At 58.0% G+C, this 13,852-nt stretch carries 16 protein-coding genes and 3 tRNA genes; 9 read left to right on the forward strand and 10 right to left on the reverse strand.

What is annotated here, in order from left to right; all coding sequences use genetic code 11:
* Position 1 precedes the first annotated feature (1 nt).
* From G5315_RS18585 to pncC, 9 genes are all read right to left on the reverse strand, one after another.
* Positions 2-78: transfer RNA gene (locus tag G5315_RS18585), tRNA-Arg, on the reverse strand.
* Positions 79-178: 100 nt separating this feature from the next.
* A tRNA-Arg gene (locus G5315_RS18590) sits at positions 179-255 on the reverse strand.
* Between the two features lie 3 nt (positions 256-258).
* Positions 259-351: transfer RNA gene (locus G5315_RS18595), tRNA-Ser, on the reverse strand.
* Between the two features lie 213 nt (positions 352-564).
* Positions 565-753 (reverse strand): carbon storage regulator CsrA, encoded by a 189-nt coding sequence (csrA, locus tag G5315_RS18600; protein WP_005336053.1) that lies wholly within the window; start codon positions 751-753, stop codon positions 565-567.
* Between the two features lie 103 nt (positions 754-856).
* A complete protein-coding gene (locus tag G5315_RS18605; RefSeq protein ID WP_005336054.1) occupies positions 857-2,095 on the reverse strand; it encodes an aspartate kinase in 1,239 nt (412 codons plus the stop codon).
* A gap of 16 nt (positions 2,096-2,111) precedes the next feature.
* The gene (gene alaS, locus G5315_RS18610; RefSeq protein WP_005336056.1) at positions 2,112-4,736 is read right to left on the reverse strand and encodes an alanine--tRNA ligase; all 2,625 of its coding nucleotides are present in this window, start codon (positions 4,734-4,736) and stop codon (positions 2,112-2,114) included.
* A gap of 295 nt (positions 4,737-5,031) precedes the next feature.
* Positions 5,032-5,541, reverse strand: coding sequence for a regulatory protein RecX (locus tag G5315_RS18615; protein ID WP_043822097.1), 510 nt, complete (start codon positions 5,539-5,541; stop codon positions 5,032-5,034).
* A gap of 44 nt (positions 5,542-5,585) precedes the next feature.
* Positions 5,586-6,650 (reverse strand): recombinase RecA, encoded by a 1,065-nt coding sequence (recA, locus tag G5315_RS18620; RefSeq protein WP_005348744.1) that lies wholly within the window; start codon positions 6,648-6,650, stop codon positions 5,586-5,588.
* Positions 6,651-6,730: 80 nt separating this feature from the next.
* A complete protein-coding gene (gene pncC / locus G5315_RS18625) occupies positions 6,731-7,222 on the reverse strand; it encodes a nicotinamide-nucleotide amidase (RefSeq protein WP_139434987.1) in 492 nt (163 codons plus the stop codon).
* 612 nt (positions 7,223-7,834) lie between these two features.
* On the opposite strand from pncC, the gene G5315_RS18630 reads away from it, so the two are divergent.
* The 3 genes from G5315_RS18630 to G5315_RS18640 all read left to right on the forward strand — a co-directional run bounded on the left by G5315_RS18630 (position 7,835) and on the right by G5315_RS18640 (position 10,846).
* On the forward strand, positions 7,835-8,785 hold the full coding sequence (locus tag G5315_RS18630; protein ID WP_236358347.1) for a DUF932 domain-containing protein: 951 nt from the start codon (positions 7,835-7,837) through the stop codon (positions 8,783-8,785).
* Positions 8,786-8,879: 94 nt separating this feature from the next.
* Positions 8,880-9,869 carry a YqaJ viral recombinase family protein gene (locus G5315_RS18635; RefSeq protein ID WP_231720610.1) on the forward strand — a complete coding sequence of 330 codons (990 nt, stop codon included), beginning with the start codon at positions 8,880-8,882 and terminating at the stop codon, positions 9,867-9,869.
* On the forward strand, positions 9,866-10,846 hold the full coding sequence (locus tag G5315_RS18640) for a hypothetical protein (RefSeq protein WP_100654376.1): 981 nt from the start codon (positions 9,866-9,868) through the stop codon (positions 10,844-10,846). The genes G5315_RS18635 and G5315_RS18640 overlap by 4 nt, the downstream gene beginning before the upstream one ends.
* Before the next feature lie 11 nt (positions 10,847-10,857).
* Here G5315_RS18640 and G5315_RS18645 read toward each other — a convergent pair whose 3' ends face one another.
* Complete coding sequence (locus G5315_RS18645; RefSeq protein ID WP_101530889.1) at positions 10,858-11,208, reverse strand: helix-turn-helix domain-containing protein; 351 nt, start codon at positions 11,206-11,208, stop codon at positions 10,858-10,860.
* A gap of 207 nt (positions 11,209-11,415) precedes the next feature.
* On the opposite strand from G5315_RS18645, the gene G5315_RS18650 reads away from it, so the two are divergent.
* The 6 genes from G5315_RS18650 to G5315_RS18675 all read left to right on the forward strand — a co-directional run bounded on the left by G5315_RS18650 (position 11,416) and on the right by G5315_RS18675 (position 13,795).
* On the forward strand, positions 11,416-11,751 hold the full coding sequence (locus tag G5315_RS18650; protein WP_042658366.1) for a hypothetical protein: 336 nt from the start codon (positions 11,416-11,418) through the stop codon (positions 11,749-11,751).
* 48 nt (positions 11,752-11,799) lie between these two features.
* Positions 11,800-12,249, forward strand: a complete 450-nt coding sequence (locus G5315_RS18655) for a hypothetical protein (protein ID WP_231720611.1) — start codon at positions 11,800-11,802, stop codon at positions 12,247-12,249.
* A gap of 83 nt (positions 12,250-12,332) precedes the next feature.
* On the forward strand, positions 12,333-12,680 hold the full coding sequence (locus G5315_RS18660) for a YkvA family protein (protein WP_100654379.1): 348 nt from the start codon (positions 12,333-12,335) through the stop codon (positions 12,678-12,680).
* Between the two features lie 19 nt (positions 12,681-12,699).
* Positions 12,700-13,125: a DUF2787 domain-containing protein gene (locus G5315_RS18665; protein WP_100654380.1), complete on the forward strand. Its 426-nt coding sequence runs from the start codon at positions 12,700-12,702 to the stop codon at positions 13,123-13,125.
* A gap of 9 nt (positions 13,126-13,134) precedes the next feature.
* The gene (locus G5315_RS18670) at positions 13,135-13,545 is read left to right on the forward strand and encodes a hypothetical protein (RefSeq protein ID WP_231720612.1); all 411 of its coding nucleotides are present in this window, start codon (positions 13,135-13,137) and stop codon (positions 13,543-13,545) included.
* Positions 13,538-13,795 carry a hypothetical protein gene (locus G5315_RS18675; RefSeq protein ID WP_231720613.1) on the forward strand — a complete coding sequence of 86 codons (258 nt, stop codon included), beginning with the start codon at positions 13,538-13,540 and terminating at the stop codon, positions 13,793-13,795. Before G5315_RS18670 ends, G5315_RS18675 begins: the two co-directional genes overlap by 8 nt.
* Positions 13,796-13,852 lie beyond the last annotated feature (57 nt).

Consider the following 13,852-nt stretch of genomic DNA (forward strand, 5'->3'; position numbering starts at 1 on the left):
ATGGTGCGCCCGAGAGGATTCGAACCTCTGACCACCTGGTTCGTAGCCAGGTACTCTATCCAGCTGAGCTACGGGCGCCCTGTTTTAAAACGATAAAAAAAGCTTACTTATCAGTAAGCCTTTTCCAAAGTGTCGACTTGCTGATGGTCAACACATGACTCTTGCTTGAGTCGTAATATGGTGCGCCCGAGAGGATTCGAACCTCTGACCACCTGGTTCGTAGCCAGGTACTCTATCCAGCTGAGCTACGGGCGCAAATGGCGGAGAAGGGGGGATTCGAACCCCCGATGCGGGTATAAGCCGCATACTCCCTTAGCAGGGGAGCGCCTTCAGCCTCTCGGCCACCTCTCCGTTTGCGGGGCTGATAATACTTCACAGGGATTTTTAGTCAAACACTTTTTTGGAGAAAAAAGTGCGTTCGCTCAGCATTTGGCCAAAGCGTGGAATATTCAAACAATATCGGCACTTATCCCGCAGTTTCGCGCCCTGCAGGGCGATTTCAGGGGGCCGGAAAAACAAAAGGCGACACATGAGGTGTCGCCTTGTCACAGCCATGAAAGTGGCTTAGAAGCCCGGTTGGCCCGGAACTTTCTCGGCCTGGATGCGCTGGTAGATCTCTTCGCGGTGTACGGAGACCTCTTTCGGCGCGTTAACACCGATACGGACCTGGTTGCCTTTAACGCCCAGTACGGTGACAGTCACTTCATCACCAATCATCAGGGTTTCCCCAACACGACGAGTCAAAATAAGCATTCGCTTGCTCCTGTATCCTGTTTTGTTTTTATATCGATATGCGACATTATCTAACAAAGATACCGATATGGTAAATGGTTGAAACTAAATCAATCAGAGATTGTTAGCCCAAAGGCTGCTCTTGCGGTGCCTGATCCAACCCGAAAGCCGCGTGCAGGGCTCGCACCGCCAGCTCCAGATACTTCTCGTCAATCACCACAGAGATTTTGATTTCAGAGGTCGAGATCAACTGCATGTTGATCCCCTCCTCGCCCAATACCTTGAACATGGTGCGCGCAACACCGGGATGGTTCCACATGCCGACACCGACAATGGAAACCTTGGCAATTTCGCCATTTCCCTGCACACAGGAGGCGCCAAGTTCGGTGGCGGTCTCCTCCAGCAGTGCCCGGGCGCGGCGATAGTCGTCACGATTCACCGTGAAGGTGAAGTCGGCGGTGCCATCTCCCAGGGTGTTCTGCACAATCATGTCGACATCAATGTTGGCGTCGCTGATCGGATTCAGGATCTGCGCGGCAACGGTTGGTCTGTCCGGCACGCCCAGAATGGTCAGGCTGGCCTCGTTGCGGTTAAAAGCGATCCCGGATACCAGGGGAGCTTCCATCCTATCACCTCCATATGTGATTAAGGTTCCCTCTCCATCGATAAAGCTCGACAGCACCCGCAGCGGGACGCGGTACTTGCCCGCAAACTCCACCGAGCGGATCTGCAGCACCTTGGCGCCGAGACTGGCCATCTCCAGCATCTCCTCGAAGGTGATGGTGTCGAGACGACGCGCCTTGGGCTCGATGCGCGGATCCGTGGTGTATACCCCATCCACATCGGTAAAGATCTGGCACTCATCGGCCTTGATGGCCGCCGCCACAGCAACCGCCGTGGTATCCGAACCGCCGCGGCCCAGCGTCGTGATAGCGTTATGCTCGTCACGGCCCTGGAAACCGGCGATCACCACCACCTTGCCCGCAGCCAGTTCGGCATGAACCAGCTCGGTGTCGATGTGGGTGATGCGCGCCTTGCCATAGGCGGAATCGGTATGAATCCGCACCTGATCACCGGTCATTGAGACCGCGGGACAACCGCGTTTGTTCAACGCGATCGCCAGCAGCGCTATGGTGACCTGCTCACCGGTGGAGACCAGTACATCCATCTCCCGCCGGTTGGCATCAGGATCCAGTTGCTGGGCCATGCCCAGCAGCCGGTTGGTTTCGCCCGACATGGCGGAGACAACCACCACCACGTCGTGTCCCTGGGCGCGGGTCTGCTCGACCCGCTCAGCTACCGCCTCGATCCGCTCCAGTGTGCCGACCGAGGTGCCGCCGTACTTCTGTACATAGAGTGCCACAGATCACCTCGCCCGATTACAGGCGCTCTTCCAGCCAGGAGTGAACGGATTGCAGCGCTGCCGGCACCGCCTCAGGCTGGGTACCACCCGCCTGTGCCATGTCCGGACGGCCACCGCCCTTGCCACCCACCTGCTGGGCAACCAGATTGACCAGCTCACCGGCCTTGACCTTGCCGGTCAGGTCGTTGGTGACGCCGGCGATCAGGTTGACCTTGCCGTCGGCACAGGTGGCCAGCAGTACAACACCGGACTTCATCTGGTTCTTCAGCTCGTCCAGCATGCCGCGCAGGGATTTCGGATCGGCCCCTTCCAGCGCTGCAACCAGCACCTTCTGACCGTTGATCTCGATCACCTGACCCAGCAGGTCGTTACCGGCCTGAGCGGCCAGCTTGGCCTTAAGCTGCTCCAGCTCGCGCTCCATCATCTTGGCCTTGTCCAGCATCTGGCGAACCTTGTCGGCGATGCAGAACTGGTCACCTTTCACCAGTGCAGCAGCCTCTTCGATCTGCTCGCCAACCTGATGCATGAAGTCGATGGCAGCTTTGCCGGTCACCGCTTCGATACGGCGCACGCCAGCAGCGATACCGCTCTCGGCGATGATCTTGAAGAAGCCGATATCACCGGTGCGCTTGGCGTGAGTACCGCCGCACAGCTCGGTGGAGTAATCGCCCATGCGCACCACGCGCACGTCGTCTTCATATTTTTCACCAAACAGCGCCATGGCACCGGCGGACTTGGCCGCTTCCAGATCCATCAGCTGGGTGGTGATTTCGTGGTTGGCGCGGATCTGGTTGTTGACCAGCTCCTCGACCCGGCGAATGGTCGCCATGGTCAGCCCCTCGAAGTGGGAGAAGTCGAAACGCATGCGCTCGGCCCCAACCAGAGAACCTTTCTGGGTGACATGCTCGCCCAGAGCCTGACGCAGGGCAGCGTGCAGCAGGTGAGTCACGGAGTGGTTCAGGGCGATGGCCTGACGACGGTCAGCGTCAACCACGGCTTCCACTTCGGCGCCCTTCTCCAGGGTGCCCAGCTCCATGTAACCCTTGTGGATGATCGCCTTGCCCGCTTTCAGGGTGTCGGTCACGGCAAAGATACCGTCGTCCACTTTCAGGGTACCGCTGTCGCCGATCTGGCCGCCGGACTCGGCGTAGAAGGGGGTCTCTTCCAGCACGATGACCGCTTCGTCACCGGCGATAAGACCGCTCACCTCTTCCACACCCTTGTAGATACCGACCACGCGGGTACGCTCGGTCAGAGTCTTGTAACCGGTGAAGGGGGTCTCGAAGTCGAGCTTGAGCATCTCGTTGTAGTTCACGCCGAAGCTGGAGGCCTCTTTGGCACGAGCACGCTGCTTCTCCATCTCGGCCTTGAAGCCCTCTTCGTCGATGCCGATCTCGCGCTCGCGCACCACGTCGGCAGTCAGGTCGGCCGGGAAGCCGTAAGTGTCATAGAGCTTGAACACCACCTCGCCCGGAATAACCTTGGCATCACCCAGGTTGGCCAGAGCGTCTTCCAGCAGCAGCAGACCGCGATCCAGGGTGCGGACAAACTGCTCTTCCTCGATACGCAGCACGCGCTCGACCAGCGGCAGCTGGGCGATCAGCTCGGCAGCGACGTCTTTCATCTGCACGGCCAGCTCGGCAGCCAGTTTGTAGAAGAAGACATCGGTCGCGCCCAGCTTGCGACCATGACGCACAGCACGGCGGATGATGCGACGCAGCACATAGCCACGACCTTCGTTGGACGGCATCACGCCATCAGCCACCAGGAAGGCGCAGGAGCGGATGTGGTCAGCGATGACGCGCAGGGACTGGTTGCTCAGATCGGTGGTGCCGACAATCTCGGCCGCTTTCTTGATCAACGCCTGGAAGATGTCGATTTCGTAGTTGGAGTGCACACCCTGCATGATGGCGGAGATACGCTCCAGACCCATGCCGGTATCCACGGACGGACGCGGCAGCGGCTCCATGGTGCCGTCAGCCTGACGGTTGAACTGCATGAAGACCACGTTCCAGATCTCGATGAAACGGTCACCATCCTCTTCCGGTGAGCCGGGACGGCCACCCCAGATGTGATCGCCGTGGTCATAGAAGATCTCGGTGCAGGGACCGCACGGGCCGGTATCGCCCATCGCCCAGAAGTTGTCGGAAGCGTAAGGGGCACCCTTGTTGTCACCGATGCGCACGATGCGATCGGCCGGGACACCGACCTCTTTTTCCCAGATGTCGAAAGCTTCATCGTCAGTCGCGTAGACGGTCACCAGCAGGCGATCTTTCGGCAGCTGCAGCACCTCGGTCAGGAAGCCCCATGCAAACTTGATGGCATCCTGTTTGAAGTAGTCGCCGAAGCTGAAGTTGCCCAGCATTTCGAAGAAGGTGTGGTGACGAGCGGTATAGCCGACGTTTTCCAGATCGTTGTGCTTACCACCGGCACGCACGCAACGCTGGGAAGTCGTCGCGCGATTGTAGGCACGCTTGTCTGCGCCAAGGAACACATCCTTGAACTGGTTCATACCCGCGTTGGTAAACAACAGGGTCGGGTCGTTATGCGGTACCAGCGAGCTGGAGGAGACAACCTGGTGCCCCTGGGAACGGAAATACTCGAGAAACGCAGCGCGAATCTCTGACGTGGACATATACATGGAAAATCCTGCTTGATTCGAATACGGACTTTTAACCGCATTAATGTAAGTTTTCTGCGGGGTAAAGTAAAACGGACAGGGCCGCCACGGGCGAAAAAGCGCACATAAACGGGCCAGAAAAGAGCGCCACTGCTCACAGTGGCTTTTTTCACTGTTGAGAGGCAAAAAAGCAGCGCATAAAGAGGGATGAGATGAACAAAAGGCTGCTTTTTCGGGATTGTGCGCGCAAGCTACTGAGCCGGCAGGAAAAACATACAAAAAGGAGAGCTGAAACGACGTTTGCCACGCAGTGGCGTTACTCTTCCCGCTCCTGCAGGGCAGAGATAGCGTAACGTGCCTGATCCTGGGTAAAGCCGCGCCCCAGCAGATATTTGAGCCACTTCATCCTCAGCTTGAAATCTGCCAGATCGGCCACCCGGGCGCGCCGTTCGAGCAGGGCAAACGCCAGTTCGAACCAGTCCAGCTCCGGCTGATCGAATGCGGCATCAATCTGCATATCGTCGAGCCCCTTGCGGCGCAGATCGAAGCGGATCTTGATGGGGCCATGGCCCTTGGCGGCACCGGCCCGTACAGCCATACCGCCGTAACGTTCGTCATTGACCCAGTTGTAACCGCGGCAGTAGTCGACCACCGCCTCGATCACCTCTTCATTGAAGCCCTGCTGGCGCAGCCGGTTGGCCAGCTCTGACTCGGCACTCTCGCGACGGGCCAGACTGCGCATGGCATAAGCACGGGCAGCGGCCAGCTGTTCGGCAAAGGTCGGTTCGGCAGGCTCGACCGGTTCGGTAACGGATTCATCAACCATCATAAATAACAAGGCCGGGTATCTACCCGGCCTTCCTTTGTTCCTTATTCGAACTCTTGTTCGCTTTCGGCATCGAACTCGTCTGCCTCAACCGGTGCAGCCTTGTCATCGACAGGCACTGCGCCGGAGAGCAGCAGCTCGCGCAGGCGGGCTTCCACTTCGCCAGCCATCACTTTGTTCTCGGCGAACAGCTTCATCACGTTGGCCTTGCCCTGGCCGATCTTCTCGCCGTTGTAGCTGTACCAGGCGCCGGCCTTGTCGATCAGCTTGTGCTTGACACCGAGATCCACCAGCTCGCCCTCTTTGGAGATACCGGCGCCGTAGAAGATCTGGAATTCAGCCTGCTTGAAGGGCGGGGCCACCTTGTTCTTGACCACTTTGACGCGAGTCTCGTTACCGACCACTTCGTCACCTTCCTTGATGGCGCCGATACGACGGATATCCAGACGCACGGAGGCGTAGAACTTGAGCGCGTTACCACCTGTGGTGGTCTCCGGACTACCAAACATAACGCCAATCTTCATCCGGATCTGGTTGATGAAGATGCACAGGCAGTTGGCGTTCTTGATGTTGGCGGTCAGTTTGCGCAGCGCCTGGGACATCAGACGAGCCTGCAGGCCAACGTGGGAATCACCCATCTCCCCTTCGATTTCCGCTTTCGGCGTCAGGGCCGCCACGGAGTCGACGATGATGACGTCAACCGCGTTGGAGCGAACCAGCATGTCGCAGATCTCCAGCGCCTGTTCGCCGGTATCCGGCTGGGAGATGAGCAGGTCGTCGACGTTGACGCCCAGCTTGGCAGCGTAGATAGGGTCGAGGGCGTGTTCCGCATCGACGAAGGCACAGGTTTTGCCTTTCTTCTGGGCTTCGGCGATCACCTGCAGGGTGAGGGTAGTTTTACCGGAAGATTCCGGGCCGTAGATTTCGACGATACGGCCACACGGCAGACCGCCGATCCCCAGCGCCACGTCCAGCGAGAGGGAACCGGTAGAGATGGCTTCGATATCCATGGTCTTGCTGTCGCCCAGACGCATGATGGAACCTTTGCCGAACTGCTTTTCAATCTGACCCAGCGCAGCCGCCAGTGCCTTCTGTTTGTTCTGATCCATGCCAATCTCCGCTGGAAATCGTGAGTAAGAAGTGAAGTTGGGCTAAGTATACTGTCTATTCATACAGTATCAAGCCCAATTTATCTGAGCAGGGCCAACAGACCCGACAAGGCCTGTCTCACCGCCTGCTGGCGTACCTGTCGGCGATCTCCGTCGAAGCGGGCCAGCAGGGAGTGGTGACGGCCGTTGCGGTCGGCCCAGGCGAACCAGACGGTGCCGACCGGCTTGCCCTCGGTGGCGCCGCCGGGGCCAGCGATGCCACTGATAGCAACGCTGATGGAGGCAGACGAGTGCGCCAGCGCGCCACGGGCCATCTCCAGCACCACAGCCTCGCTCACTGCACCGTGCTGTTCAAGGCTCTCGCTGCTCACCCCCAACATCTGCTGCTTGGCCTCGTTGGTGTAGGTGACAAAACCACGATCGAACCAGCCGGAGCTGCCCGCGATGTCGGTGATGGCGCTGGCCACCCCGCCGCCGGTACAGGATTCGGCGGTCGCCGCCAGCCAGCCCCGCTGGCCAAGGGCCCGTCCCAGCTCGATGGCAAGGTGCTCTATCTCTGCCTCCAGTTTCATCACGACTCCTTCTGATCCGCTCAAGGGGCACATTATGCGATCCCGCTAGCGCCGCCCGCAACCACGGCAGACCGCCCTTGCCTGCCGCAATGTGAGGTGCCGCACCGGCGTCATGCCTTCAATAGTGCAGAACAACCGCGCCCAGAACACCCGCTCCCCCGTCGCGGCGCTTATGTGTAGAATGGCGCCATCAAGCTCAAGGCTCATCACCGCAGACACTGGCCCGCAGAGGCCCCTTCTGGAACAGAACATGACCGCACAACACCAAGCCAGCGGCGCCACAAGCTCCGCTCCCGGCGCCAATCTGAGCGCCCACACGCCCATGATGCAAGGGTGTTTACATGTTGATTTTAATGTGCTTTTTTTGAAATTTATCTATCTTTCTACGCTTTAACCTACGCTATGAACACCCTTCATGATTGAGCCTCTTTTACCAATCCTGCACCCACATCCCCAATGAAGGGCATTGTCCAAACATAACAACCAGTATGCTGCTTAACAGCGCACACAAATAAAAACACGACTACATCCTATTCAATGAAATTTCAAACCTATATCACCTACATGAGTTAGCAGGCTGAATGTCTGCATTTCACAATTCCTGGAGGAGATATGGCTCACCTGATCGACACCATGGCCTACACCGGCCAAACCCCTTGGCATGGCCTTGGCAATGTCTTGCCCCCGCAACAATCTCTCGATATCTGGCTGCAGGCAGCCGGGATGGATTGGACCATCGAGCAGAGCGACGTGATGTTTAACGTCGCCTCCGATGCACTGCATATCCGTTCCTGCAGCGATAGCAAGGTGCTGTATCGCTCCGATACCCTCACCCCTCTGTCGGTGGTCTCAAGCCGCTACAACGTGGTGCAGCCTCACGAGGTGCTGCACTTCTATCAAGACCTAGTGGAAGCCGGTGGCTTTGAGCTAGAAACAGCAGGCTCGCTCAAAGGTGGCCGCAAACTGTGGGCACTGGCTAAGACCGGCCAGGATCTAAAACTCAAAGGTAATGACTTGGTAAAATCCTATCTGCTGCTGGCAACCAGCTGCGACGGCACGCTCTGCACCACGGCGCAGTTCACCTCGCTGCGGGTGGTCTGCAATAACACCCTGCAGATGGCACTGCGTGGCGCTACCGGCGCCATCAAGGTACCCCACTCCACTCAGTTCGATGCGGCGACCGTCAAAGAGTCGCTCGGACTGGGGCTCTCCCATTGGGATGAGTTCAAAGTCCAGACTAAGGAATTGGCACAACGGCCCGTCGCCCCCGAAGAGGCGCTGCGCTTTTTCAGCGACCTCTTGGCGCAACCGCTGGATGAGGAGAGCATCATCCTCACCAAGCCGGTGCAACGACTGCATGAGCTCTATCAGGGCGCAGCTATGGGCTCAGAGCTTGCCAGTTCCCGCAATACCGCCTGGGGGCTGGTCAATGCGGTCACCGAATACGTGGATCACCACCGCCGTGCTCGCAGCCAAGATCACCGGCTCGATTCCGCCTGGTTTGGTCAGGGCGCCCAACTCAAATCCCAAGCCTTGAATCAAGCTCTCACCCTACTGCAGTAATTCCGTTTCCCCATTCAAACCGCATAACGACCTCACCCGGATTGGCGCAAGCCAATCCGGGCGTAGGCGTTTATGCCGTTAACAAGGAGTCGTCATGAAAGCAAAAACCAAATACGGCCAAGCCCTGCGGCTGGCCTCCACGACCCAGTTAACCCGCGAGCAGTGGCTCGCTATCCGCAAACTCGGCATTGGCTCCTCCGATGCCGCCGTGGCAGTGGGGCTCTCCCCCTACAAATGCCCGCTCAGCCTGTGGCTGGAGAAAACCGGCCGCAAGGAACCGGAAGATATTTCCCACAAGGACGCGGTGCTGTGGGGCATTGAGCTGGAACCGGTGCTGGCGCAGGTCTACGCCAAACGCACCGGCTATAAGGTGCGCCGGGTCAATGCGGTACTGCAGCACCCCGAGCAACCCTTCATGCTCGCCAACCTCGACCGGGAGGTAATCGGCCATCCCGATGGGCCGGGCATTCTGGAGATCAAGACCGCCAGCTATCACAGCGCCCCACAGTGGGAGGAAGGGGTGCCGGTGGCTTACCAGTGTCAGGTGCTGCATCAACTGGCCGTCACCGGCCATGCCTGGGCTGAGGTGGCAGTGCTCATCGGCGGCCAGGATTTCCGGATTTACCGCATCGAGCGCGATGAAGAGAAGATCCAGGATCTCACCGAGCGGGAAGCACAGTTCTGGCAAATGGTGCAACAAGACCAACAGCCTGAGCCTGATGGATCCAGTGATGCCGCCAATGCCCTGAGCTGGCTGTTTCCGCGTGACGATGGCCAGACGGTGGATCTCTCCGATTCCCCCGAGTTCAACCAGCTGTTTGGCGAGCTATTGAGATTGCGCGAGCAAAAGGAAGCCGTCGAGCTGCAGGAGTCACAACTCAAACAGCGGCTGCAAGCCACTTTGGGTGAAGCGACAGCCGGGCTGTTTGCCGACGGCAAGATCACCTGGAAACGCAGTAAAGACCGGCTGGCGCCGGATCTCGATAAGCTCGGTCAGGATCATCCCGACCTGCTCACTCGTTACGTCAAACCGGTGCCCGGCGTGCGCCGTTTCACCATTCAACCCTTGAGGCAAACACAATGATCAAAGGACTGGCGATAACCCCGCCCGTGATCGGGCGGGTCTGCATCGGCAAGCTGGTGCAAAAACAAGATAAGTGGGTACCGGAGAAGGACGACAGTTTCACCCTCACCACCCAGATACAACAAAAAGGGGGATGGTTGCTCCATCCCCTGCATCAACACTACTCATCGCAAAAAAGTAGCCAAGGGCAGGAGCAGACCAAGATCCGCGCCATTCCGGTACGGGTGCTGTTCAACGATAGCGACTTGAATCTGCGGGCGGAATATAGCGCCTTTGACCGTCAAACCGGCAGGCCGTTGTGTGTCGGGAATGGGGAGGTGGCGAGACGAGTGGGGGCGCAAGGCATGGAGGAAGTCAGCTGCCCTGGACCAGAGCGCTGCGCCTTTGCAGGGCAACAGGGCTGCAAGCTGTACGGTCGACTGAACCTGTTTGTGGAGGGGCAAGGGGATGAGCTGGGTAGCTTTATCTTCCGCACCACCGGCTACAACTCGGTGCGCACTCTGGCGGCTCGACTGAAGTACCTGGAGGCTGTGAGCGGGGGCCATACCCGCTATCTGCCGCTCACTCTACGGCTGCGGGCCAAGAGCACCACCCAGTCCTACCGCACCCCGGTCTACTACGTGGATTTAACCTTGCGGGAGGAAACCAACCTGACCGAGGCAGTCAGGCTCGCACAGGAGGCGGCCCAGCGTGACCAGGAGGCAGGCCTTGCAATCGACCAGATGGAGCAAGCCGCTCGTGAGCTGCTGCGTAACGGCCAGTTTGAGGATATTGATGAAGAGGTACCGATGCTGCTGGAGGAGTTCTATCCCGAAACCAACAGCGACGAGACGGCGAATGGTAACGCTGGTGTGGAGGCGACTACTTCGCATGCCGCACCGCAAAGCCAAGCAACCAGAACGCCGCAGAGGCCGCAACCAAGAAGGAGTCCACTCACCAACAAATTGGGGAAAGGGAACCCATCCCCTCCCCAGTGAATGGCGGGTGATCAGCGGGGACGCGCCAACCGCTCCACCAACCGTTCTACCGTTTCCAGCAACAGGGTTCGGTCAGCATCATCGAGCCGAGCCAGTTGCTGGCTCAGCACAATGCCCTGCTCGGTCGGGCGGTTACTGGTCTCACGCAGAAAGTCGGCTAGCTCACAACCAAACAGTTGAGCGAGCTCCGCCAGCCGCACCACGGTCGGCACCACAATTCCCCGCTCCATTCGAGAGACGGCTTCCATCCCGATATTGAGGTGTTCAGCCACATGCTCTTGCGTGAATCCGGCTTGAGTACGCTTGTGGCTGATCGCCTTGCCAACGCTCTTGGCTAACAGCTCAAGGTTGATATCTGTCATGGGTCCTCCAGTCAACCTCTATGGTTGACCATGGACCCATTGACGATAAGGACTCAAAAGGTAGACTAAAGACTTAATGAGTCCATAAACGGCAATTGGTGCTGATTTGACACAGATGCGAGGCCCTCAACCAATAAACCAGCGTGACCAACTCGCAACAGGTGGGCTCCATAAGACCCTTTTACTAAACGACCAAGGAAACAAAACATGGAAAGACTGACTTATGAAGATCTAGGTACTGACAAGCTGGCCTCACTGATCCGTGCACGAAAATCTTTCGAAGTCGTGGGGCTATCTGGGCGTATGAGCGCCGCTGTGACAAAACTTGAAAACAGCATCGAACCTGCCGGGCTGAAATGCCGGGTGTATACCAAGGGCCGGATCGCCGCAGCAGGGGCCAGCGTCTTTGGCGGTATTACCGGTCTAGCCGGGATCGCATCTGCCGTCACCATCGCGGCACATAATCTCGCCACTTACAATCCAGACTATGAAATCGTTAAGCACTTGGTGGATAACTCACTCAGCGTGCTTTACAAAAAATAACCACGTTAATGGCTCATCTAAATCCTTGAGCCTTTAGGAGTCACAGGGATGAAAAAACTCTTCATTACCTCAACAGTACTGCTGCTGTGCGGCAACGCCATGGCGTATGGCGAGGCCGGACGCTGGAGCAGCGGCTGGGGTCAGGGCACCAGCGAATACACGGCGGTGGTCAACGAGCAAAACAACCTCTATATCGCCTGTAATGACACCCGCAAGGTCAGCATGACGGCCACCGTGCAGGGCAAGGAGTACGGCTCTTATGCTGGGCAGGCTTTCTCCATCGTCGTCGATGGCAGCCAATACGATGCGCCCTATGAGACCGAGTCCCGTGTCGGTGAGAACAATTTCTTCGACATGTGGGGCAAGCTACGCAAGGCCAAGTCGATCAGAATTTTGACGGCTGACGGCAAGCAGCTCGCACTGCCGACCCAAGAGGTGGCATCAGTTCTGCCCGCCACCAATACCCCCGAGTTTGACTGCTTGATGTGGGACCAATAGGTCACACCCATTCCCATCCAAGAGGAGGCATTTGCCTCCTCTTTTTATTTCTGCCATTCACCCACTCTTGAAGGAGACGCACTATGCCCCCCTGCATTCCCCCTGAATGCGAGCCGTTCGATCACCAAGGCTTTTGGCACAAACTCTGGGCCTTTGCCAAACGTGCCGGTCGGCCCTTTATCGAGACCTGCCTGTTGCTCTACTACACCAGCCAAAAGGATGATCTGCCGCTTTGGGCCAAGCTCCTGATTTACAGTGCGCTGGCCTACTTTATATCGCCCATTGATGCGATCCCGGATGTGTTGCCGATGGGACTCACCGATGACATCGCGGTACTGAGTGCAGCTCTCGCCAGCATTGCCGCCTTTATTGATGAACAGATCCGTGCCCGTGTGGCCAAAAAAATGCGCGAGCTGTTCGACCAAGATTAACCCCCACAAGGAGTACACCATGGCCATTCCCTTTTTCCGGGAGGGCTTTGCCCTGCCCGTTGCCCAAGCTTTGCTGGTTCTGCTCAACCAAGAAGTCGCTAAAACCGAGCTCGACATCGAGCGCTTAACCCAACTGACCTTCAACTTTCGTAACCCCGGCTACAGTGCCGCTCAAGGCGGCGTGCACCCAGTCGAGATCCGGCTGATCCGTGGGCTCGATGGCTGGCTGTTCGATTACGTCACCGACTTCAGTTATCAAGGGCTGGGCTCGGATGCCGAGCTCAGCAAGGAGCTCGATTTCAACTTCCTTGATGGGGAACACACCATGCTGGGCTGGGGACCGCTGCGGCTGGCCGAAGCGCGGGAGCTGTTCGATATCTGGCAGAGCAACTTCATTGCCTACTGCCGGTTAGAGTGTTTCAGCGTCACGGTCGCAGGAGATTAGGAGGACACCATGAGCCAAGAATTAGCACTCTCCCACTACTCACGTCAATGGTTGGGACACGTCTCCACCAGTGCCAAGCTAACACCCACCCGCAGTGGTCAACGCTGGTTGCTACATCTGACCCCAAGAAGTCAACAAGCCAGCACCGTCACCTTGCAAGTGCGCTGGTCTGGTGTGCAGTGGCAACTGCTTTCCATCAGCAATGCCGAGGACTGGCACACCATGAGCCAGCCAAGGGATGAAATCTGCATCGACCCCAAGCGACGTTGTTTCTGGCAATGCCAAGCAGGGCCGGTGCCGCTCAGCGAGCAACCCCGCGTGCTGGCCAACTTTCTGGCAGACCTGCAGCGCATCTGCATCCATCGTGGCTATGCCGTGGAGAGTGACCCCATCCCTGACAAGGAGACCGAAGATGATTAACGCCGTGATCGCCATCGAGCTGGAGGCTTACCTTGAGCACAATGGTCAATTTGAAGTGGTGCATGAACAGGGCCAGCCGGTGGACGGTTACGCCCTCTACCTGCGCTATGAAAACGAACAGGGCGATGTACTGGCGCAATGGCTGTGCGATCACCCTGACCACAGCTGGCTAACCCAGCTAGGCGCCCTGCTAGCGACCAGTTACCACATTCCGCTGCACGACTACACCACTCACACACTGGCGGCCTGAACACAGCCAACCAAGCCTGCGGTCACGCCCCATTCAGTAACTCATTAACCAAATAGC

This window comes from Aeromonas sp. 603607 (assembly GCF_049171595.1).
In the GTDB taxonomy this organism is placed as follows: Bacteria; Pseudomonadota; Gammaproteobacteria; order Enterobacterales; family Aeromonadaceae; genus Aeromonas; species Aeromonas veronii.

Bases quoted from the DNA above. Each gene is read 5' to 3' on its own strand.
- csrA (WP_005336053.1), bottom strand. From the start codon at position 753: ATGCTTATTTTGACTCGTCGTGTTGGGGAAACCCTGATGATTGGTGAT.
- G5315_RS18615 (WP_043822097.1), bottom strand. From the start codon at position 5,541: ATGGTTGATGAATCCGTTACCGAACCGGTCGAGCCTGCCGAACCGACC.
- alaS (WP_005336056.1), bottom strand. From the start codon at position 4,736: ATGTATATGTCCACGTCAGAGATTCGCGCTGCGTTTCTCGAGTATTTC.
- G5315_RS18650 (WP_042658366.1), top strand. From the start codon at position 11,416: ATGGAAAGACTGACTTATGAAGATCTAGGTACTGACAAGCTGGCCTCA.
- recA (WP_005348744.1), bottom strand. From the start codon at position 6,650: ATGGATCAGAACAAACAGAAGGCACTGGCGGCTGCGCTGGGTCAGATT.
- G5315_RS18645 (WP_101530889.1), bottom strand. From the start codon at position 11,208: ATGACAGATATCAACCTTGAGCTGTTAGCCAAGAGCGTTGGCAAGGCG.
- G5315_RS18640 (WP_100654376.1), top strand. From the start codon at position 9,866: ATGATCAAAGGACTGGCGATAACCCCGCCCGTGATCGGGCGGGTCTGC.
- G5315_RS18665 (WP_100654380.1), top strand. From the start codon at position 12,700: ATGGCCATTCCCTTTTTCCGGGAGGGCTTTGCCCTGCCCGTTGCCCAA.
- G5315_RS18635 (WP_231720610.1), top strand. From the start codon at position 8,880: ATGAAAGCAAAAACCAAATACGGCCAAGCCCTGCGGCTGGCCTCCACG.
- G5315_RS18675 (WP_231720613.1), top strand. From the start codon at position 13,538: ATGATTAACGCCGTGATCGCCATCGAGCTGGAGGCTTACCTTGAGCAC.
- pncC (WP_139434987.1), bottom strand. From the start codon at position 7,222: ATGAAACTGGAGGCAGAGATAGAGCACCTTGCCATCGAGCTGGGACGG.
- G5315_RS18660 (WP_100654379.1), top strand. From the start codon at position 12,333: ATGCCCCCCTGCATTCCCCCTGAATGCGAGCCGTTCGATCACCAAGGC.
- G5315_RS18670 (WP_231720612.1), top strand. From the start codon at position 13,135: ATGAGCCAAGAATTAGCACTCTCCCACTACTCACGTCAATGGTTGGGA.
- G5315_RS18655 (WP_231720611.1), top strand. From the start codon at position 11,800: ATGAAAAAACTCTTCATTACCTCAACAGTACTGCTGCTGTGCGGCAAC.
- G5315_RS18630 (WP_236358347.1), top strand. From the start codon at position 7,835: ATGGCTCACCTGATCGACACCATGGCCTACACCGGCCAAACCCCTTGG.